Here is a 21,791-nt window from a genome sequence, read left to right on the forward strand (position 1 = left end):
TCATACTGGTCTGTCCAGCGTACACTTGTACACTGATTTTATCTAACCCATGACAAAGTAAGTGAATTATACCAATTAAATTAAATATTTGCTCATTCAGCGAGAATTAAAAGGCTTAAAGGCTAGGCATTGAATGAAGGGAATGGTTATTCCCTTGTCAAAATCAATAACGCTGCATCTAAGCCTTTTAAACTCGCCCTTTGGGAGCTTGTCAGGAAAATGAAAACTTCACAAATTTCTTTGTTGGAGAATGACTACAACTGCATCAATTTGCCTTGTTATAACTTCCCTGACACAGCTCTGAATTGGTTAAATATTTATTTCAATTGGTATTATAGGTAAAATGTCCACTGTGTTATAGCTCTTTTTTAATAAGTTTTATATTTTGATAAACAAACCCACTATCAGCTTTCAAGAAGATGGCTCACCATTTTCAGAAACCTTTAATGACATTTACTTTGATACGGAGTCTGGCTTTTTACAAAGTAAACAAGTGTTTATTGAAGGCAATAATATTGAAGATAAGTTTAAAAGCTGTCAGGGAGTCTTTACCATCGGCGAAACTGGTTTTGGTACCGGGTTAAATTTTCTCTTAACACTAAATCGCTTTATTACGTTATTAAAAACATTTCCAAACATTTCATTACATTACATCAGTGTTGAAAAGTACCCGCTTAATCAAGTGCAACTTACAAAAGCACTTTCTGCAATGCCTGCATTAGCAGAGGAAGCAAAATTACTGCTCAACTGCTACCCCGATGAATTCAATCAAAGCTTTACGACCGAAATATTACAAGGCAGAGTAAAACTGACCCTGCTTTTTGACGATGCAACCGCCGGCTTATCAGCGTTACGTTGTGGAAAAAATGGCTTAGTCGATGCCTGGTATCTCGATGGTTTTTCACCCGCAAAAAATCCAGATATGTGGCATGAAAAACTTTATCAACAATTAGCGCGTTTATCTAAACCACAAGCGACAATTAGCACGTTTACCGTTGCAGGTCATGTCAGAAGAGGTTTGCAGGCAGTCGGATTTAGGTTAGTAAAAAAAGCTTATAAAGGTAAGAAAAAAGAAATCCTTACCGGCGTTTATCAACAAGGTACAACTACGGGCAAAGGCTATCAAATCAGGCCGCTGATAAAAAAACCGCAGCATGTTACTGTCATTGGTGGTGGTATTGCTTCGGCTTGCGCTGCCTATGCGCTAACAGAGCAAGGCATCAAAGTGACGGTGTTGTGTAAAGATGAGCAAATTGCTCAAGGGGCTTCAAGCAATAAAATTGGCGCCTTGTATCCGTTGATTCACCAACAACAAGATGAAATTAGTTTGTTTTATCAAAAAGCGTTTCGTCATGCTAAATCTTTTTACCAGCAGCTTTTAAAACAAGGATATCCATTCGCACATCAATGGTGTGGGTTATTAGAAATAGCCTACAAAGAAAGCTTGGTTAAGCGCCAACAGCGCTTCGAAGACCTAAATGCTTGGCCTAGAGATCTCATTCATGGAGTCAATGCTCAACAGGCCAGCAAGTTGGCCAACCTGTCGCTACCTTTTGGCGGCTTATTTATGCCACAAGCGGGATGGATAGCACCAGCGGATCTAGTCGAACAGATTTTTAATGCCGCGCTTGCGACCAAGCGATTAAAAATCAAAACTAATTTTCATGTAAATAGCGTTAATCAGTTGAATGACAAAGAATGGCAAATAAATACCACTAAAGGAGAGCTTCACACCAATGTTTTAATCATTGCAGCTGGAGCTGATTCAATTGCGATTAATGCCTGCGAAGCGCTACCACTCAGTTCTGTTCGAGGGCAAGTAACGGCAGTTAACGCATCAAGCCAGTCACAACATCTTTCTACGGTAATTTGTCATAAAGGTTACTTAACACCAGCCCACCAAGGTGAACATTGCTTAGGAGCAACCTTTGATAAAAACAGTTTTGATACAACCATAAACCCAAAAGATGACCAGTTTAACTTAGACATGTTAGCGAAATGTATGCCCGAGGTTGTGAGCTTTTCTAAAGAAGAAATCAGTGACAGTAAAGCTAGGTTAAGGTGCATGACCCCAGATCACCTACCAATGGTAGGCCCGGTTCCAAATATTTCTAAGCATATCTCTACCTATGGACATTTAGCTAAAGACAAAAATTGGCGATATCAAACACCCGCCCCTGTTATTGACAATCTTTATGTATTAACAGGATTGGGCGCAAGAGGGTTATGCACGGCACCATTACTGGCCGATATTTTGGCAGCCGATTTATGCGGGCATCCCTATCCTGTCGATACTGAGCAACTTTTTAACATGGCACCTAATCGATTTATTATTCGTGATATTATTAAACGAAAAAATGTTACTGAGTAAATGCCAAAGAGACGCTTTATCTTCATTTTCCATAGTTTGTTTTGAGTAAGTTAAAGCCCCCTTATTGATACTCTTGCATATCCTTGTATCTCCCTACATATTCTTGCAATAAAGCTAGAGTATCTATACCCAGATAGAAATCCCAAAAAATCAAACCTGAGAAAAACTGGAATTTATTACATCTATATCATCATCTATAAACCATCTTTTAAAATAGATTAAGATACGGAGTTTGACTTTAGACAACTGTATAACTAGAATCAAGGTTTAAACATTTTATTTTCTTATTTTTAACAAAAAAAATACAATTTAAGGATAAAACTATGCTTTATGGAAAATTAGCACTAGCGGTGACTGTATTATCGCTTTCAATAACTACACAGGCAGATGATTTTAATTTTGTTTACGAACCTGAACCAACATTTTGGGATAGATTAATTGATGCTGGCAACAGCTACGTCAGGAGACAAATTAAAAAACGTGAAGATAGTCAATCAGCAGAGTATTTTGGAGTCTCTCCAACATTGAGTCAGTGGCGTCAAGGTACGCGTAATTGGGAGCCTGGTGCATGCTTGGAGTCAAATGCTAAAAATTCTGGAGTCTGGTTAAATGGTGATGTAAAAAGCACTTCACATTCAGGTCAATTTCATTCTTCTCCTGATGGCAGTATTATCACCACACCTTATAAAAAATTTACAATTAGTTCAGGTACTCCATATGAATTAGAGAGTAAAAATTTTAAAAGGGCTGGTTTAAAACGTTTTGCCAAATACTACTACTCTTTTAGAATTGATAATGAGAGGAGAGACACATCTACCGTTATTGACAATAAAAAAAGCCATGACTACTCAACGACACATACTTTTTCACCGGGTATTAATTGGATACACAGTACAACATTTTCCGACTTTGAATGGTCAATAGGAGTTAAAAATAACACAGGAGACTTTAACTACATTCAAGAATGGGCTGATCCCAGTAATTATAGTGTTCGAGGAAGTTGGGGCGGTGATATTTATTTAAGTGATTGTGGTTTTGCTGAGGTAAGCGTTGAACAAAACACTCGTCCAGTGATAAACGGTATTGATTATAAAGCTATTGGGACAGATGGCGGTTATGGTGCTATGGAAAACTATTATGAACTCCACCCATATGTTGAGGATAGACATACGCCAAGTGAAAAATTGAACTATTACTGGGAAGTAAACCTTTGGGATACGGATCGAAACTTTTCTCTTACAGGCACAATGGTCGCAAGAACTAGAGTTTTCAAATTAGAGCTACCCCATCGTTTAATACAAGGTAATAAAGCAATTGTGAAACTTATTGTAAGTGATGGTGCGTTATCTTCTACTTTTGAAGATACGATGTATTTCTAACTTCATATTATTTTTCAAATTATATAGAGCAAAAGGATTAGTTATTTAATTTAGCTGATCTTTTTTGCCATCATGTGACCACTTCGCCCTATGAATACTTTTATAAAAACTTGTATATCTGTTATTGCAATAACTACCTTAACATTTGTTATTTACAATTTTCTAATAAAGGCTCCCCAAAAAAAAGATACTAAACAAGATCTAAACAGCACTTTGCCAACTATAGAAATAGAAAAAAATTCACTTGATGCTGTAAATTATCAACAAGTGCAAAACCAAATGAAAGATAATGCTACTGTTCCCTCAAGCGAATCAGCCCTTTCTTATAAAGACATTTATAATGAAATAGAAAACAACAACTGGCAACTATTAACAAAATTTCATGATATAAATATGAAATGCTCAACCACTATCGGCTACTCCGATGAATCAGATTTTTTAGCAAACTATTCTCAGCATTCAAGAATGAACCAGCTGAGTGCTGAAGTATTATACAAACAATGTTCAACAATTGAAGTTTATTCATTCAGTAAACTAGAGAAACTCTATAAAACAGCTTTTCAAGCAGGTAGCAAAGAAGCCGAATATGCACTAGGAATATTATATCCTTCGGGCTTTAAGCAAAAGTATTATTGGCTAAGCAAAAGCGTTACATGGAAAAAAGGTATATTGCCCGAGTTATTTGACGCTATTACTAGTATTGAAGATTTTCCTGCTGACTTAGGTTATTTTTGGTTCTCTGTGATGTTAAAAAAAAATATGGAGAATCAGAATCATACACTAACTAACTACTTGCAAAATTTTGAAAAATCACTAACAAACACTCAAAAAGAGAATCTTAATGAATTATCTAATCAATGGGTAACAAATACTCAAGAAGAAATACGACGAGAGTTATTATCTAGAATAGATTTCCTTTGAGGAAAATACCCCCAATAAGAAGTATCTACATATATGTCCAGCTAAATAAGCCACATATAGAATAAAGCATACTGCCCTAGAGCCAAACTTAACAATATTACTGTCCTCTTCCCGGTTAGTGATGCACCTCTAAACTAGAGTTTTCTCTTATGGAAAGGAATTTATTTTACTATCGCTATTTTTCTGACTGTATTATTAAATTGCCTTGAGATTAAACCTTCGCTACTCAAATACTTGTTTTAGCGATTGCCAATAATCATTAACGATAACTCGATCGGCGGGCGTTAATTCACTGCGCGCTTCAGCAATTTTTGACGAAATATCATCGGCAAGCGCATGACTTAACGGCTGGGATTCGTCACCATACTGGCTAGCCGCAAGACTAATAAAGCCGCGAATATAACTACTGGCAAAGAGTTCATCACTGCTCGCGCCATTGGCAACCAAATCGTCTAAATATTGATATAAACTAGCTAAATTTTCAAACTGCACAAATCTCTCCAAAAGGTGGTTATTGCGGACTAGCGACTGGGTATAAAACTTGATCATTATAGCCAGTGGTCACCGCCATAAATCCTGACAACTCCTGATCTAATTCTGCATCCCCAGTATCAGCGATGAGCGGCCTGCTATCGAGCGCTAATAACTTAGTTTTAGTGGCAATAATAATAATATTTTCTTTTCCGATCGCGCGAATAACTCGTGGACTAAGTTGTTGATTTCCTCGACCGAATATATGACCTTGACCACCTATTAAGGTGATCACTAATTTTATCCCATGCTCGGCTTTATTAATAAACTGCCACAACTCAGGTTCGGTGACATCATTTTTCACCAAAGCTTGTTGATGAATAACATCAACGCCGAGCAAAGTGTTATCGAGTCCTAATTCTTCCATCAAATACGCCGTCGTCGAGCCTGAGCCGATAACAAAGATTTCATCATCCATTTTACTGATAACATCGGCGGCGATATCTTGCAGCACCAATTCATCAGATTCTTTGCCACCAGATTTTACCGCTTGAATATAACGTAATTCAGAAGGAACTTGCATTTCACCATAACGTTTAGCTTTAACGATTCCTTGACGAAATAATGATTCGTCAATATCCATCACATCAGCTTCTGTCAGCGTCACTAACTGATTATTAACCATCATTTCGACAACACGTCCAGCCGCCTTAGGAGTTACCGCATAGACTCCCGAATGAATTTTACAGCCCGCTGGAATACCTAATACTGGGAAATGCTCGCCAACTCGATGGGAAATATTGCGCGCAGTTCCGTCGCCCCCCGCAAATAACAACAGATCGATACCATGAGCCATTAGTGCATCAACTGTTGCTTCGGTATCCACTGCTGTCGTTTGGTCACTTTGACTGTGATAAACCACCTCAGTGTCAAAGCCAAGCGAAAGTGCACAGTGCTCTCCCATTTCTCCGTTGGCAGTGAAAACCTTAATATTGTCTGCATAATCGGTAAGTAATTCGAGTGCCAAACGTGCCCTATCATTTGATTTTGCCACAGCACCTAGCGCTTTCGCTTGTTCTGCAACCCCTTCACCATCACTTCCTTTCAATGCAACACTACCGCCTATGCCAGCGATAGGATTAATGATCAGACCTAATTTAAACATCATGAAATAACTCTTTATCTAACTCAAACTGCATAGCAGACAACGGTAAATCCACCCGATAAAATGACGCTAAAGCCTCTATAAATTGTTGAGCACGTGTTGGAAAACCAAACGCTAAATAATCTAGAACTTGTTGATGCACGGCCCGTGTAAACGGCCTAGCATCAAGTTGACAACCGTTTAGGTTGTCAACGGAGACATTAAATTTTTTCTTGCTCGCTTGGCAAAAAGCCCATTCTATAGCCTGCGGCTTAATTTCTACCTGTTCAAACGCTTTTTGCTGCGCTTGATCACGTCCATCGGGCACGTACCAATAGCCAAAATCTTCTAACTGTCTTCTCGCCGGTCCTGCTAAACACCAATGGGCAATTTCATGTAACGCACTAGCGAAGTAACCATGAGCAAAAATTATTTGATGATAAGGACAATGTTCATTGGCAGGTAAATAAACGGGTTCATCATCCCCTTTTACCAAGCGGGTATTATATTGTTTAAAAAATGTCGCATCAAACAGTGTGATCAGGTCTTGGTACTGATGTCGCATCTACAATCGAATCGAAATTAATTTGGCGCGTATTCTAACGAAAAATGGCGATAAAAACATCGCCATTTACTAAATATGTTATACCGTCTTATTAACTTGCGAACGTACCAACAAATACCCCATGATTCCGGAAATAAGCGAGCCAATAATAATCCCAAGACGGTCTTGAAAAACAACATTAGCGCTAGTTTGCTCAAACGCGAGAGAGCCAATAAATAAGCTCATGGTAAAACCAACACCACATAAGGTCGCAACACCGTACAATAATGCCCAGTTAACGTTTTCCGGAAGCTTGGCAATCCCCAATTTAATGGCGATAAAACAAAAGCCAAATACCCCTAATTGTTTACCTAAAATTAAGCCAACAATAATCCCCATTGGCACGGGCGATAAAACTTCATTAATACCCACATTGGTTAGGTTTATCCCTGCATTAGCGAAAGCGAAAATAGGCAAAATGATAAATGCCACCATAGCATGTAAATTATGCTCTAATGATTTCAATGGGGATGGCTCTCCTTCTTTACCGTGAATTGGAATAAATAACGCTAATACGACCCCAGCTAATGTAGCATGTACGCCAGATTTCAAGACCGCTACCCATAAAACGATACCAAAAAAGATATAAGGTGAAGTGTCCTTTACCCCCTTACGGTTCAATATAAACAGGCCAATGATGACGAGCGCAGACACCACTAAAGACGTTACCGAGAGCTGCTCAGTATAAAAAAGCGCAATGACGATAATAGCGCCTAGATCATCAAAAATAGCGAGCGACGTTAAAAAAACTTTTAACTGCAATGGAACTTTAGAGCCAATCAATGCAAGAATACCTAATGCAAAAGCGATGTCTGTTGCTGTAGGGATCGCCCAGCCATTTAAAGCTTCAGGGTTATCGTAATTAAAAGCAACATAACAAAGCGCAGGAACTACCATCCCTCCGACAGCGCCTATGGCAGGCAAGGTAATTTGTCCTGGTTTTGATAGATCCCCTTCCAAAAACTCTCGTTTAAGCTCTAAACCAACTAAAAAGAAAAACAATGCCATCAGACCATCATTTATCCATAGCAATAATGGCTTAGCAATGATGAAGCTGCCAACAGATACTTGTACTGGGATATCGAGAAATAAATCGTAATAGCTCGACAATGGTGAGTTAGCTATGATCATAGCGGTAAGCGCCGCAAACATTAAAATAATGCCACTCGATGCTTCTCTTTTTAAAAACGTTTGAATTGCAGAAATAGCCATAATACTCTCATAGGTACTTTTAAAAGATAGACATAATATGTCATGAAGATAATTTTTACCAGATTATTGTATAAAATAACCTAGTAATTAGTGAATTATTCGGAAAAAAGTACCATAATCGACAAAAATTTACATTTTTATTAAAACTGGCTACTTATAAATTTTAAAGTGTAGTATCATCCGAAGATATGAGCGAGTTATTTTAAGGATTGAATTAGAATGAAAAAATTAGATGATATCGACCTACGCATTTTAACCATGTTATTTAAAGATGCCGATATTACCAATAAGGAATTGGCAGCTCAAATAGGTATTGCCCCCTCTACTTGCCTTGAGCGAGTAAAAAGGATGAAAGCGAAAGGGATCATAAAAGGCGCTCACATCGATATAAACTTTAAGAGTATTGGTGGAAATATTGAAGCGATAGCTGCAATTAGATTACAGCCCTATTCCGAAGAAATCGTCAATCAATTGCGCGATGATCTGTTGAAGCTACCGGAAATTGTTAGCTTGTATCATATGGGGGGTAATTACGATTACTTTATTCACATGTCAGTAAAAGACAGTGAGCACCTGCGTCAGTTTGTCTTTAATGCGATCACTTCAAGAGATGAAGTACAAACGGTAGAAACCTCTCTAATTTTTGAACATAGTCGTAGCGGTGTACTTCCGTGTTTTGAAGACGAATAAACGAATTGATTAACTACAGTGCGCTTTTCTTAGCATTGAAATCACTTGTTTCAAAATAAAGTGGTTTCATCGTTCCGCAATTAATAAATTTATACTGTAATTCATTAACATTAGGCACGGGTGAACTCGTTCTAAATGTTGATAAGCAGCCCGCTTCAATATCAATATGAATGACATGATCAAAGCTCGGAGCTTGTTGTATTTGATGAATGTAAATACGTTCAGTGCCTCGAATATTTACCACATCGTATTTCTGAACATTATTGGATTCATCTAGATCCGTTAATTCACGAACATATAGCTGTTTTGCAAAATTCAACGGTTTTTGCTGATGAACCAGCATGCCATCTCGTTCAAAATGCCCCATATAAATATCAGCATTAAGCACCATTTTTTCACCACGCATTAATCGTTGCAGGTTAAACAGCTCAGGCTTAATGGTAACCAATTGTGCATCTCTCACTAATTGTAATAAAGGTAGTTCTTTAGTGTCTATTTTATAGAGTAACTGGACGTTGTGTGGCATTTCATACAGGGGCAAGTGGTAAGCATAGACATTAGAGTTATGAGTGAATAACACCATGCCGTGTGTTCCATTATAGCGAGGATCAAGTGGCGGAAGTTCTTGTTGTTCGACTGCTTTAGCCTGAGTAAAAAATACGGTAAAAAAAAATAGAAACATCAATGAACTTTTAAGCATCTCAACCCTAAAAAAATGTGAACTACGTGTAATAAGTTAAGCGTCTAATCGAGATTTTTGCCACTTAAAAATCATCGTTCGACGCTGATTTACTGATTTTTAAATGAAAAAATTAAATACGATGATTACTTAAAAAACAAAAAGCCTCGCTTTGACTGCAAGGCTTTCATTATTTCTGGTTATGAAATTTAAGATTTTAGATCATCAAAAAATTTCTTCACACCGTCAAAAAAACCGGTTTCTCTAGGGCTATGCTTTTTTGAACTTTTGCCCATCTTTTCATCCAGTTGGCGAAGTAAGTCTGCTTGATCACCCGACAGATTTACCGGTGTTTCAATAACCACTTTACACATTAAATCACCCACTGAAACACTGCGTACCGATTTAACCCCTTTACCGCGTAAGCGGAACATTTTTCCTGTTTGGGTTTCTTTTGGTATTTTAAGTTTTACCTTGCCTTCAAGCGTTGGTACTTCGATTTCACCACCCAATGCAGCTGTAGTAAAACTGATCGGTACTTCACAATATAAATTGTTCTCATCACGAACAAATATCTTGTGATCTTTGACGTTCGCCTGCACATATAAATCGCCAGCAGGAGCACCATGCTCACCCGCTTCACCTTCACCGGCTAGACGGATGCGATCACCGGTATCAACACCTGGTGGAATTTTTACGGATAGAGTTTTAGTTTTCTCTACTCGACCTTGGCCACGACAAGAAGGACAAGGATCTGAAATAACTTTACCTTTACCAGCACAACTTGGACACGTTTGCTGTACGGCAAATAAGCCCTGACGCATTTGAACTTGGCCATGGCCGTGACAGGTGCTACAAGTTGTCGCACTCGTACCTTTTTTGGCACCAGAACCACCACATGGATCACAGCTTACATAAGTTGGTACTTTTATTTCTAACGTTTTGCCTTTAACCGCTTCTTCTAACGTCAATTCAACATTGTAACGAAGGTCCGAACCACGACGAGCTCTTGATTGGCCGCCACGGCGTCCACCACCAAAAATATCGCCAAAAACATCACCAAAAATATCACCAAAATCTTGACCGCCGCCAAAGCCGCCGCCACCGCCCATACCGCCTTGTTCAAAGGCTGCATGACCGTATTGATCATAAGCGGCACGTTTTTGATCATTGTTAAGTACTTCGTACGCTTCTTTAATTTCTTTAAACTGCTCTTCTTTCTCTTTATCACCCTTAGTTCTATCTGGATGAAACTTCATTGCTAAGCGTTTATATGCTTTTTTAATATCGCGTTCACCAGCATCTTTAGCGACACCGAGCACTTCATAATAATCACGTTTGGACATAGTTAATTTACTTCACTTTAAATGGTACCAATTTGCTTAATCGCTGTGGTTAAACGGCTAGGCAAATAAATACCGAAAATCATCGTTTTCTGACACAATAAAGCGCCGTTACCGACGCTTTATTCCTTATTTTCATCACACTGCAAATCAGTGAAAGCGTGGTTTGAAGGTTGGTCGCCTACGTTGACAACCAACTTACTCCACCAACAAGTATTACTTTTTACTTGTCGTCTTTTACTTCTTCAAACTCAGCATCAACAACATCATCTGCTGCGGCTTTCGCGCCAGCATCTTGAGCTTGGCCTTCAGGGGCTTGTCCCTGACCTTGCTGTGCTGCTTTAGCTTGCGCAATTTCCATCAACTTCGCTGATGCTTCGATTACCGCTTGAGATTTAGCGTCAATTGCTTCTTTATCTTCACCTTTAATCGCGGTTTCTAATTCAGCAATCGCCGCTTCGATCTTCTCTTTATCTTCCGCAGGTAAATCATCACCAGCTTCTTTTATTTGAGTGCGAGTTGCGTGGATCATACCATCCGCTTGGTTACGCGCTGTAACCAACTCTTCAAACTTGGCATCAGCATCAGCATTGGCTTCTGCATCACGAACCATTTGATCAACTTCATCATCCGATAAACCTGAAGACGCTTTAATCGTGATTTTCTGCTCTTTACCAGTGTTCTTATCTTTTGCTGATACATGCAAGATACCATCAGCATCAATATCGAAAGTTACTTCAATTTGCGGCATACCACGAGGCGCGGCGTCAATACCTTCCAAATTGAATTGACCTAACGACTTGTTCGCAGATGCTTGCTTGCGCTCACCTTGAAGTACATGTACCGTTACTGCCGCTTGATTATCTTCCGCTGTTGAGAACGTTTGCGACTGTTTCGTTGGGATGGTTGTGTTCTTATCGATAACTTTAGTCATCACACCACCCATGGTTTCGATACCTAATGATAATGGCGTCACGTCAAGTAATAGAACGTCTGTTACATCACCCGCTAAAACACCTGCTTGAACCGCTGCACCTGCTGCAACCGCTTCATCAGGGTTAACATCTTTACGTGGCTCTTTACCAAAGAAGTCAGTTACCGTTTTTTGAACCAACGGCATACGAGTTTGACCACCAACTAAGATGATGTCATTAACATCGCTCGTTGATAAGTCAGCATCTTTAAGCGCCATTTTTAATGGTTCAAGAGTTGCTTTAACCATATCTTCAACTAATGACTCTAATTTAGAACGAGTCACTTTAATGTTCATGTGCTTAGGACCTGAAGCATCAGCGGTAATATATGGTAAGTTAACATCTGTTTGTTGTGCAGAAGAAAGTTCACATTTCGCTTTTTCAGCCGCTTCTTTCAAACGCTGCATCGCTAATGGATCTGTAGTCAAATCCATGCCTTGATCTTTCTTGAACTCTTCAACTAAGTAGTTAATTAAGCGGTTATCAAAATCTTCACCACCTAAGTGAGTGTCACCGTTTGTCGCTAATACTTCAAACGTGTGCTCACCTTCAACTTCATCAATTTCAATGATTGAAATATCAAACGTACCACCACCTAAGTCGTATACCGCGACAACTTTATCGCCTTTTTGCTTGTCCATACCATAGGCAAGCGCAGCAGCTGTTGGCTCGTTGATAATACGCTTAACTTCTAAACCTGCGATACGACCAGCATCTTTGGTTGCTTGGCGTTGTGAATCGTTAAAATATGCAGGTACAGTAATAACAGCTTCAGTGACTTTTTCACCTAAAAAGTCTTCCGCTGTTTTCTTCATTTTCTTCAACACTTCAGCAGAAACTTGTGGTGGTGCCATTTTTTCATCTTTGGCTTCCACCCACGCATCACCATTGTCAGCTTTAACAATACCAAATGGCATGATTTTGATATCACGTTGAACTTCTTCGTCTTCAAAACGACGACCGATTAAACGCTTAATCGCAAATAATGTGTTTTTAGGGTTAGTTACTGACTGACGCTTAGCTGGTTGACCAACTAACGTTTCGCCTTCTGCTGTGTAAGCAATAATTGATGGAGTTGTACGGTCGCCTTCAGCGTTTTCTATAACACGTACTTTGTCGCCGTCTAAAACAGCTACACATGAGTTTGTTGTCCCTAGGTCAATACCAATAATTTTGCCCATCTTGAGGATCTCCGAATACTTTAATTAAATAAAAACTGTCGATGACCTTTTAGTGGGGGCTGGAAAATCTGATTTCAATAGAAAAACTAAAAAAATTTTAAAATTTATCAGAATGATTTAGTCAAGCCCGCCACAAAAAAGGCCAGCAACAACGCTGGCCACAATAAAAAACTTAGTTTTTCTAAGGTTAAGCTGATGTATCAACCGACGGTGCAGCTTTAGACACCATGACCATCGCCGGTCTAACAAGACGACCATTAAGCGCGTAACCTTTTTGCATTACAGCAATAACGGTATTCGGCTCGACTCCTTCAACTTCTTGCATTGACATTGCTTGGTGCAATTCTGGATTAAAAGGTTCGTTTTGAGGATCTATCGCTTTGATATCAAACTTATCTAAAGCTGACAAAAAGCTTTGCAACGTGAGTTGAACACCTTCAGCAATGGCTTTTTGCGTATCATCTTCAACATTAATACTTGCAATTGCTCGCTCAAGGTTATCAACAACGGGTAGTAACTCTTGAGTAAATTTTTCTAGTGCAAATTTACGGGCTTTCTCAACATCTTGCGCCGCTCGACGACGGACATTGTCAACTTCTGCCTTAGCTCTTATCACACTATCTTTTTGATCGGCAACAGTAGATTCCGCTGCAGCTAGAGCGAGTTCTAATTCATTAATTTTTTCCTGAGCTTCACCGATGTGACTCGCAGCAAAATCAAATTGTGTTTCAACTTGTTCTTCTGCTTGTTCGATGATTTCTTGTGCTGCTATTTCTTCAGGGGTTAATTCCCGTTCATTTTTATTTTCGTGTGACTCGTTCGCCATGAAAAACTCCAAGATAAAGATTAATGGTGCTAATTATGGGGGCTTGTGCCAATGATTCAAGTTCAAATTGCTAACAAAACGCAAAAACCTTACTTTACAACTGATAAAAATACAGCGAAACTTGATTTATCAGTGAATTTTAACATTTTTTTGATAACCTTATGAGCAAGCTGTATTCAACAATAGGATTGATCGGTAAACCTAATCATGAAGGGGCAAGTGCCACCATTTCTACCCTTTACCAGTACCTCATTGACAATGATTACCATGTTGTTATCGAGCAGTCTGTTGCCAATTCATTAAAAATTGAAAATATAGAAGTCATGTCACTGACTGAAATCGGTGAAGCAGCGGATTTAGCTATTGTTGTTGGTGGCGATGGTTATATGCTTGGCGCAGCTCGGGTATTATCTTGTTATCATATCGGCGTAATCGGTGTAAACAGAGGTAACCTTGGCTTTCTAACTGATCTATCCCCAAATGACTTAATCGCCCCTTTAGAGCAAATTTTAAAAGGCGAGTCACGCTCAGAGCAGCGATTTTTAATCGAGGCAGAAGTATATCGTCATGGCAAACTAAAAAGCTGTAATAGTGCTGTCAACGAGGCAGTGCTTCATGCAGGTAAAGTTGCCAGTATGATTGAGTTTGAAGTTTACATTGACAATAGCTTCATGTTTAGCCAACGCTCAGACGGTTTAATTGTTTCAACTCCTACAGGTTCTACCGCGTATTCAATGTCTGCGGGTGGCCCAATTTTAACGCCTAACCTAAATGCGTTTTCTCTTGTACCAATGTTTCCTCATACGTTAACGAGTCGCCCTATTGTTGTTGATGGTAATAGTGAAATTAAGTTAGTTCTGGCCAATGAGAACTACGAAAACCTTCAAGTCAGTTGTGATGGTCACGTCATTTTAGCCGTCATGCCAGGCGACGAAGTAATTATTCGAAAAAGTGAACACACACTCAGATTAATTCATCCCCTAGACCACGATTACTTTAACGTACTACGAAGTAAACTGAGTTGGGGCAATAAACTTTATTAATCAAATCAATAATTAACAAAATACTACAATGTTATCGATTCGTAGTACTTGCATATAAATAAATTACTGTATAAATTAACACCTATATTTATATACAGTGAGTTTATGTGATGCTTGTCCATTTAAATATTCAAAATTTCGCCATTGTTCGTGCCCTAGAAATTGATTGGCAAAAAGGCATGACAACGATCACCGGCGAAACCGGTGCGGGTAAATCAATCGCTATTGATGCGTTAGGGCTTTGTCTGGGAGATAGAGCGGTAACCAATGTGGTTAGACCCAATAGTAAGAAAGCTGAACTGTCTGCTACCTTTGATATCGAGCACAATAAGGCGGCAAAATCTTGGTTGGCTCAACATGATTTACTCGATGAAAGTGACTGTATTTTAAGACGTGTTATTTCAGCAGAAGGCCGTTCTAAAGCTTATATAAACGGCTCACAAGTGCCGCTTGCCCAATTAAAAGAAATTGGACAACGGTTAATCAATATTCACGGCCAGCACGATCATCAATTGATAACAAAAGCAACTGAGCAACGAAATATTCTCGACCAATATGCTAAGCACGGCGATTTACGTGAAGCGGTTAAACATTACTATCAACAACACGCTGAATTAACGAGAGAATATCACCGCTTAATGGAAGATAAAACGCAGCGTGATGCCAAACAACAATTATTACAATATCAAGCAGAAGAATTAAGCGAATTTGCGATTGAAGCTGGCGAGTTTGAAACTCTTGAAATGGAGTATCAAAAACAAAGCAACGGACAACACTTATTTAATGAAACGTTACTTAGCGTGCAAAGATTAAGCGAAGATGAACAATTTAATATTGTTGATCAATTAAGGAAAGTGAGTGACCAAATTGCTGAAATTAGTGGTATTGATAAATCTTTATTACCGATTTCAGAGCAACTAACTGAAGCACTACTTCAGGTTGATGACGCTGCCTCTGAGCTTGCTCGCTATGCGGAAAAACTAGAGTTAGACCCCCAGCATTATCAATTGATCGAAGAGCGTTATTCACAAGCAGTGCAATTAGCGAAAAAGCATCAAGTTGCGCCAGATAAACTATACGAACTTCATCAGCAATTGCTCAGCGAATTAGCACAAATTACCAGTGATGAGTCGCGAATTTCGCAAATTGCTGAAGAACTTGATCAAGTTCAACAACACTATCATGAAGCGGCGCAAACCCTTTCAGAGTCACGAACCAAGGCAGCAGAGTTACTCAGTGAAAAAATCACCACAAGTATGCAAAACCTTAATATGCCGCATGGGCAATTTCAAATCAGGGTTGTTAAAGTAAGTTCAGATAAACTATCCATTAACGGTCTTGATAATGTCGAGTTTTTAACCAGTTTAAACCCGGGTCAAGCATTAGAAGCGATGAATAAAGTTGCCTCTGGTGGTGAGCTTTCCCGTATTAGTCTTGCAATGCAGGTGATCCTATCTGCAAATGTGGTTACACCAACGCTCATTTTCGATGAGGTAGACGTCGGTATTAGTGGTCCAACCGCAGCGATGGTAGGAAAACAGTTACAGTTATTGGCAGAAAATACTCAAGTAATATGTGTCACGCATTTACCACAAGTAGCTAGTAAGGGTAACCAACAACTATTTGTCGCCAAATTAACCGATGGTGAACATACAGAAACGACGGTAACGGAACTAAGTTCGGATGGCAGAGTCCAAGAAATTGCTCGCCTGCTAGCTGGTGATAAAGTAACCCAAAGTAGCTTAGCGAATGCAAAAGAGTTGCTTGCCGGTTAAGAAAACACAAAATTGTTTTGTATATAGTGGCAGGCTTAGTTATTATCCCTTTTCATTTATTTGAGGATGCCAATTAGTATCATGTTATCTCGTTTAATTATCGCAGCACTATTTATTACCTTATCTGGTTGTTCAAGTTGGGTTTACCGTATTGATATCCCGCAAGGAAATTACCTAGAGCAGAAAGATATTGATAAGCTTCAAATTGAAATGACAAAAGACCAAGTTAAATTTGTCTTAGGAAGTCCTGTGGTCATTGATACCTTTGATAATGATGTATGGCATTACGTTTACCGATTTAAATCTGGCCGTAGCACAGAGTTTGATATTAATAAGAAATTTATCGTGCGCTTTGAAGGCGATAAGTTAGTTGAAGCTAAAGGTGACTTTACCCTACCAGAAAGTTTCTACGTGCCAATGGTGAATTAGCACACGACTAGCGCAAGGTTCGAAATGGAGAACGCCTCCATTTCGAAATCTAGATTGGATACAATTTAGCCTGATACGTTCCACCTCCCCGCACATACTTCCCTTTACCATAACGTTATCTACCAATCGTCCATGTATTTGAATAAAAGGTCGATTATTGGCAAAGCGTGTAATAAAATCCCAACGCAATTTCCATTTATAAGAATCAAAAATGAATGCAAGAACAAGCTATATCGTAGACAGAGTCCTTCATTGGCTATCCGTTGCTGCGATTTTGTACTTATTGCTCAATATGGGATCAAGTATCCATAATATTGATTACACAATTAAAGGTGCAATTCAACACAAACAAGATGCTATTGCACTGCATATGAGTATTGGTGTTGTTTTATTCTGTACCTTAGTTCTGCGTTTAATCTGGTATCGTTTTTTTCTCGACAAGCGTTATTGGTTAACCTACGAAAACGTTAAACACAAATGGTTAGTTAGAAGCATTCATGGTGCTTTTTATGGTGTTTTATTGTTAATGATGATCAGCGGGTTAGTCATGATCAATCACTACGAGCACCCGCTCTCTATTTTTAATTTGTTTGAATTTTCTCAACGTGTGGAAAACAGATCATTATTTTTCACTGCTAACGACTGGCATTTAACCTTCGAAAGCCTAGTTTACTGGTTAATTGCACTTCACCTTGCTGGTGTAATTTACAGTAAACGTTAGCTAATGCTTGTTAGGCACACCACTGTGAAACTTAAAATCATCATCTAGCGATAAAATCAGCTCTGCCTCACATTCACCAAAAAACTTCACTCGTTCAGAAATATCACATCCAGCTATTTGTTCTGCGAGGGTAAGATAGTCTTGGTAATGACGGGCTTCAGAGCGCAGTAGTGACACATAAAAATCCCCCAGCCGTTTATCAACATGAGGAGCGAGCTTGGCAAAGCGTTCACACGACCGAGCCTCGATGTAAGCGCCAATTATCAGCTTGTCTATCATCGCATCGGGTTCAAACGTTTTAACGTGACGTAGCATCCCCTTTGCATAACGACATGGGGTAATGCTTCGATACTCAACACCATACTCGTCCATAATTTCAAGCACTTGATAGAAATGATGCAACTCTTCTTTAATTAATAGCACCATCTTATCAATGAGTTCTTGTCCGCAAGGAGAATCAGATTTAGGGATAACAGACTTGGTTAAATTATTTTTTGATGGCAATATTCGCCAATCACCTTCCCTTTTATATATTAGGGTTTCAAACGGTCGCAACCACTCCAACAGTGCATCGCCACTTTCCTTATCTACCGCATATTTGCGTATTAAGAACATCGCTGATTGGGCAGCCTTCAATTCACAAATCAGGTGATCGATTAACACTACCGGTAAGTTTTCTTCCTTTACCGCTTCAGCAATCCAGTCTTGGGGAGTTTGGCATTTTAAAAAGTTATTGATTGGCGTCAATAAAGATTCAGTTGACATTGAAAAACTTCTATCACTACAAAATAAAAGGTTATTTTACCACAGTTAGCGATAAACAAAATCCTACTTACGGCGCTAGTCTTGCCAGAGCACGAATAAAGTAGACTAAATAGATCACAGTTAATTTACAACGACCTGATCTCGTCCACGCTCTTTGGCTTGATACAAGGCAACATCGGCTTTTTTCACTAAGCTTTCAAAGTTATCATTTTGATTAGAACCGGTAGCACCAATACTGATTGTCACCTTAGGAACACCGTTTACTTTGATTGTTCTAACCCCTTCTAATAGACGCTGATAGAAACTGGTTAACTTATTAACGTCTGCATCTGTGATCACGATTAAAAACTCTTCTCCCCCCCAACGATAGCAATAGTCACTAGGCCTGATACAATCATTTAATGTTTTTGCGACACCTTTAATCACCAAATCACCGACATCATGACCATGCTGATCATTAACCGATTTAAAGTTGTCGATATCAACAATCAATAACGCTAGGGTTTGGTTACTTTGACTATAACGTTGTAAATAAGGCGGAATATCACGGTATGCACTGCGACGATTACTTAGCTCCGTCAGGCTATCGGTATACGCCAGCTTTTGCATGCTATTGGATATCTGGGTTAATTCTTGGTTGCGTTGCTCTAACTGCTCAGTTCGCTCTTGAACCAGCTGTTCAAGTTCTTGATTAAAGCCAGCTAACTTATTTTGTGCCTTGACTCTACTTTTAATATTAATGACCAAAGAGACAATCAATAAAAGTAACAAGGCAAATATCGCGACAACGCCATGAACAAACTGTTTGTTTTTTTGGTAAAAAGAAAACGGTTGATTAATGATGATGGTATTCGCAGGTAAATGTTCAGTGCGCAAACCATAACGCACTAACTGAGGATAATCGACCCGTGGCTTATAGGTTGCTTTTTCCTGAACAGGGATCGATGAAACAGGTGTCCCGGACAAAATATCTTTAGCGATCGTCGCTACGTTGAAACCATGTTCAAATGGATCGTTCATTACTCCACCGAGAGCACCATAATCTATCATGATCCCTCCCCACATACCGTATATTGGGGCTCGGCTCATCGCCGATAATTTAGGTAACTGTTCCAAATAAGAAAAATACTCGCCTTCACTGTCTTTATGAACAGCAAGTATAAAAATTGCAGAATTTAAGGAAAGTTCACTGACCGTCTTGTAGAGTTGGGAATAGGAAAACTGATCAAAAACTTCAATATCTACGGTATCTTTATATGGCCAGTTTTCAATAACTTTACGTGCATTTTTTACCATCTGAAGACCAAGACCAGTCGTATCGCCTAACACCAAAATTTTTCTTACGTCAGGCTGAAGACGTTTTATCAACGCTAAGTTTTCTTTAATCTCCATCCCCTCAGCTATTCCGGTAAAATTACGTTTACCCACTAACTGGTCAGGGTGATACATATTGACACCACTAAAGACAACCGGAATATCAGGAAAGAGTTGCTGGCCATTTTTTAGCATAAAATTATACGCTGCATCATCACTGGTGATGATGACATTAGGACGATTATCGCGATATTTATATAATAATAATTCCACCAACATCTGATGATAGGCTTCGTCATCTATAAAGCGCCTTTCATCCATGTATTCTATTGATAAGTCTTCTTGTGAAATTGTGTCAGATAATGCCTGTTGTACACCTTTGGTTAAGTATTCTGTCCAGCGATATTGAGGGTGATAAGAATTAAGTAAAAGCACGCTGGTAGCTGATGTATAATGGCTTTGCAGTAATGACAATAACACCAGTAACATCCGCCAAAAACGTGAAAACTGCATAAGAAAATAGCCTCAAAACACTAAGATTATTAAATGGTTGCAGTTCCTTTGCCAGCAACGACTACTTTCAGTTTAGTCGATGAATCACTATTTCCCAACTTACCTATTGAAAGCAATAGCGCCCACATTACCTCTGCACAACGCAGAGATAGTTAATAAGTGTAAGCTTCAGATGTTTGTATCAGCTAGTACCCAAGATAAAATACGACATAAAAGCGTCTATCTGAGTTAACGATTAATAACTTGGGAGCAACTAAAAATAAAGAAGTGGTGCACTGCTTTTCTGCTTCACAATGTCACAGTAAAAAAATAGTACCCCATATAGTAATGGCAACAAAAATGCTTATCATCACTGCCGCCGATCCAAGATCTTTTGCTAAGCCTGATAATGGATGAATTTCCAACCCAATACGATCGACAATGACCTCTATTGCCGTGTTAAAAATTTCTGTAAATAAAATAAAGACCAGGCTGAGTATCAATAATAATTGTTCAACAGGCGTAACATTAAACCAAAAAGTCGATGGCACTAATATCGTGAATAGTATTAACTCTTGTCTAAAAGCTGCTTCATTTGCTACTAACCATTTAAAGGCTCTCAAGGAATTAAATGTCGCTAAATATAAACGTTTGATCCCTTGTGGTTTGTTGGTATTGTCAAACTCCACGACTTACCTCTACTTTTATCCTTGCTCACATCGACCTAATTTACCGATTAAGAGAGCATGAGTTGAAAAATTATAGCCATACCCTATCAGGTAAAAGTTACAGTTAAACAACATCTATGGGCTCATTACCTCTGGCTCTTTTTGTACCAACGAATAAGCTCTTTTTGATCAGCCGGAGGTTCCTGCCCTTGCGCTATAAAATCAATCGCTTGCTCTGCCAGCGTTTGTTCTGTTTTGCTTTCAATGCGCTCTAGCATATCAAAAAACATTTCCTGTTCTTGCTCTGATAGCACTGATGCGATTCTTTTAGAACGCTCTTCCATTGCTTCGATCATTTTATGATAAAGCGCTCTTCCCTGTTCATTTAGCACTAAATTTTTAACGTTCTTTTTATGAGGATCAGCTTGGGTTTCGATAAGGTTTAGCGAAAGTAGTTTTTTAACGGCGCGACTTACCGTGTATGAATCTAATCGAGATTGATAAGCAACATCAGCAGATTTAACCGGCATGTATGAGCCAATATTCAAAAGAACTCTCATTTCTCTTGGATCTAAATCGGTTAACTGACGAATTCTCCAATCCCTATTTAATGCCAATAAGTTGCTAACCACTGCAATACGAAATGGCAAATGCGCCATTAAATCTAATGGTTTTTTGATTAACTTTGTCAAAGTAAAAGACTGATGCCGAGAAAACGATTTAATAACAAAACCCCTACGATAAAAACTAAACTTTACCATTAAAGCGATTTAAAGAAAATCAGCAATC

21 protein-coding genes are annotated in these 21,791 nt (G+C 38.9%); 9 read left to right on the top strand and 12 right to left on the bottom strand.

All coding sequences use genetic code 11. The features are described 5' to 3' along the window. Window positions 1-385: 385 nt before the first annotated feature. The 3 genes from mnmC to ACSLUH_RS16890 all read left to right on the top strand — a co-directional run bounded on the left by mnmC (window position 386) and on the right by ACSLUH_RS16890 (window position 4,671). Window positions 386-2,371 (top strand): bifunctional tRNA (5-methylaminomethyl-2-thiouridine)(34)-methyltransferase MnmC2/FAD-dependent 5-carboxymethylaminomethyl-2-thiouridine(34) oxidoreductase MnmC1, encoded by a 1,986-nt coding sequence (mnmC, locus tag ACSLUH_RS16880; RefSeq protein ID WP_448569154.1) that lies wholly within the window; start codon window positions 386-388, stop codon window positions 2,369-2,371. Window positions 2,372-2,694: 323 nt separating this feature from the next. After that, window positions 2,695-3,750: a hypothetical protein gene (locus ACSLUH_RS16885; RefSeq protein ID WP_448569156.1), complete on the top strand. Its 1,056-nt coding sequence runs from the start codon at window positions 2,695-2,697 to the stop codon at window positions 3,748-3,750. Between the two features lie 90 nt (window positions 3,751-3,840). Next, the gene (locus ACSLUH_RS16890) at window positions 3,841-4,671 is read left to right on the top strand and encodes a hypothetical protein (RefSeq protein WP_448569158.1); all 831 of its coding nucleotides are present in this window, start codon (window positions 3,841-3,843) and stop codon (window positions 4,669-4,671) included. A gap of 222 nt (window positions 4,672-4,893) precedes the next feature. On the opposite strand, the gene ACSLUH_RS16895 is transcribed toward ACSLUH_RS16890, so the two are convergent. The 4 genes from ACSLUH_RS16895 to nhaA all read right to left on the bottom strand — a co-directional run bounded on the left by ACSLUH_RS16895 (window position 4,894) and on the right by nhaA (window position 8,102). Next, complete coding sequence (locus ACSLUH_RS16895) at window positions 4,894-5,163, bottom strand: YfcL family protein (RefSeq protein ID WP_448569160.1); 270 nt, start codon at window positions 5,161-5,163, stop codon at window positions 4,894-4,896. 19 nt (window positions 5,164-5,182) lie between these two features. Next, window positions 5,183-6,310: an ATP-NAD kinase family protein gene (locus tag ACSLUH_RS16900; RefSeq protein ID WP_448569162.1), complete on the bottom strand. Its 1,128-nt coding sequence runs from the start codon at window positions 6,308-6,310 to the stop codon at window positions 5,183-5,185. Further along, on the bottom strand, window positions 6,300-6,851 hold the full coding sequence (locus tag ACSLUH_RS16905) for an elongation factor P hydroxylase (RefSeq protein ID WP_448569164.1): 552 nt from the start codon (window positions 6,849-6,851) through the stop codon (window positions 6,300-6,302). Before ACSLUH_RS16905 ends, ACSLUH_RS16900 begins: the two co-directional genes overlap by 11 nt. A 78-nt stretch (window positions 6,852-6,929) precedes the next feature. Beyond that, a complete protein-coding gene (gene nhaA, locus ACSLUH_RS16910) occupies window positions 6,930-8,102 on the bottom strand; it encodes a Na+/H+ antiporter NhaA (protein ID WP_448569165.1) in 1,173 nt (390 codons plus the stop codon). Between the two features lie 219 nt (window positions 8,103-8,321). On the opposite strand from nhaA, the gene ACSLUH_RS16915 reads away from it, so the two are divergent. Continuing rightward, a complete protein-coding gene (locus tag ACSLUH_RS16915) occupies window positions 8,322-8,792 on the top strand; it encodes an Lrp/AsnC family transcriptional regulator (protein WP_448569167.1) in 471 nt (156 codons plus the stop codon). Between the two features lie 13 nt (window positions 8,793-8,805). Here the strand turns inward: ACSLUH_RS16915 and ACSLUH_RS16920 are convergent, their stop codons facing one another. The 4 genes from ACSLUH_RS16920 to grpE form a co-directional block, all read right to left on the bottom strand. Next, entirely contained in the window at window positions 8,806-9,474 is a 669-nt protein-coding gene (locus ACSLUH_RS16920) for a hypothetical protein (RefSeq protein WP_448569169.1), read from the bottom strand. Window positions 9,475-9,680: 206 nt separating this feature from the next. After that, on the bottom strand, window positions 9,681-10,817 hold the full coding sequence (dnaJ, locus tag ACSLUH_RS16925; RefSeq protein ID WP_448569171.1) for a molecular chaperone DnaJ: 1,137 nt from the start codon (window positions 10,815-10,817) through the stop codon (window positions 9,681-9,683). Between the two features lie 220 nt (window positions 10,818-11,037). After that, window positions 11,038-12,969, bottom strand: coding sequence for a molecular chaperone DnaK (gene dnaK, locus ACSLUH_RS16930; protein WP_448569173.1), 1,932 nt, complete (start codon window positions 12,967-12,969; stop codon window positions 11,038-11,040). Window positions 12,970-13,156: 187 nt separating this feature from the next. Next, window positions 13,157-13,795: a nucleotide exchange factor GrpE gene (gene grpE / locus ACSLUH_RS16935; protein WP_448569176.1), complete on the bottom strand. Its 639-nt coding sequence runs from the start codon at window positions 13,793-13,795 to the stop codon at window positions 13,157-13,159. 161 nt (window positions 13,796-13,956) lie between these two features. Between grpE and nadK the strand changes: the two genes are divergently transcribed. The 4 genes from nadK to ACSLUH_RS16955 all read left to right on the top strand — a co-directional run bounded on the left by nadK (window position 13,957) and on the right by ACSLUH_RS16955 (window position 17,763). Beyond that, window positions 13,957-14,838: an NAD(+) kinase gene (gene nadK, locus ACSLUH_RS16940; RefSeq protein WP_448569178.1), complete on the top strand. Its 882-nt coding sequence runs from the start codon at window positions 13,957-13,959 to the stop codon at window positions 14,836-14,838. Window positions 14,839-14,948: 110 nt separating this feature from the next. Next, the gene (gene recN / locus ACSLUH_RS16945; RefSeq protein WP_448569180.1) at window positions 14,949-16,613 is read left to right on the top strand and encodes a DNA repair protein RecN; all 1,665 of its coding nucleotides are present in this window, start codon (window positions 14,949-14,951) and stop codon (window positions 16,611-16,613) included. 81 nt (window positions 16,614-16,694) lie between these two features. Then, complete coding sequence (locus ACSLUH_RS16950) at window positions 16,695-17,042, top strand: outer membrane protein assembly factor BamE (RefSeq protein WP_448569182.1); 348 nt, start codon at window positions 16,695-16,697, stop codon at window positions 17,040-17,042. Between the two features lie 211 nt (window positions 17,043-17,253). Beyond that, window positions 17,254-17,763: a cytochrome b gene (locus ACSLUH_RS16955; protein ID WP_448569184.1), complete on the top strand. Its 510-nt coding sequence runs from the start codon at window positions 17,254-17,256 to the stop codon at window positions 17,761-17,763. Here the strand turns inward: ACSLUH_RS16955 and miaE are convergent, their stop codons facing one another. Next, complete coding sequence (gene miaE / locus ACSLUH_RS16960) at window positions 17,764-18,528, bottom strand: tRNA isopentenyl-2-thiomethyl-A-37 hydroxylase MiaE (RefSeq protein WP_448569186.1); 765 nt, start codon at window positions 18,526-18,528, stop codon at window positions 17,764-17,766. It abuts the gene before it with no gap. Between the two features lie 120 nt (window positions 18,529-18,648). Next, the gene (locus tag ACSLUH_RS16965; RefSeq protein ID WP_448569188.1) at window positions 18,649-20,355 is read right to left on the bottom strand and encodes an ABC transporter substrate binding protein; all 1,707 of its coding nucleotides are present in this window, start codon (window positions 20,353-20,355) and stop codon (window positions 18,649-18,651) included. 33 nt (window positions 20,356-20,388) lie between these two features. Here ACSLUH_RS16965 and ACSLUH_RS16970 point away from each other — a divergent pair, with 33 nt between their 5' ends. Next, window positions 20,389-20,511, top strand: a complete 123-nt coding sequence (locus ACSLUH_RS16970; protein ID WP_448569190.1) for a hypothetical protein — start codon at window positions 20,389-20,391, stop codon at window positions 20,509-20,511. A gap of 140 nt (window positions 20,512-20,651) precedes the next feature. On the opposite strand, the gene ACSLUH_RS16975 is transcribed toward ACSLUH_RS16970, so the two are convergent. Then, complete coding sequence (locus ACSLUH_RS16975) at window positions 20,652-21,023, bottom strand: diacylglycerol kinase (RefSeq protein WP_448569192.1); 372 nt, start codon at window positions 21,021-21,023, stop codon at window positions 20,652-20,654. Between the two features lie 125 nt (window positions 21,024-21,148). Then, window positions 21,149-21,694, bottom strand: coding sequence for a MarR family winged helix-turn-helix transcriptional regulator (locus ACSLUH_RS16980; protein WP_448569194.1), 546 nt, complete (start codon window positions 21,692-21,694; stop codon window positions 21,149-21,151). Between the last annotated feature and the right edge of the window lie 97 nt (window positions 21,695-21,791).

The organism is Thalassotalea ganghwensis (genome assembly GCF_053485795.1).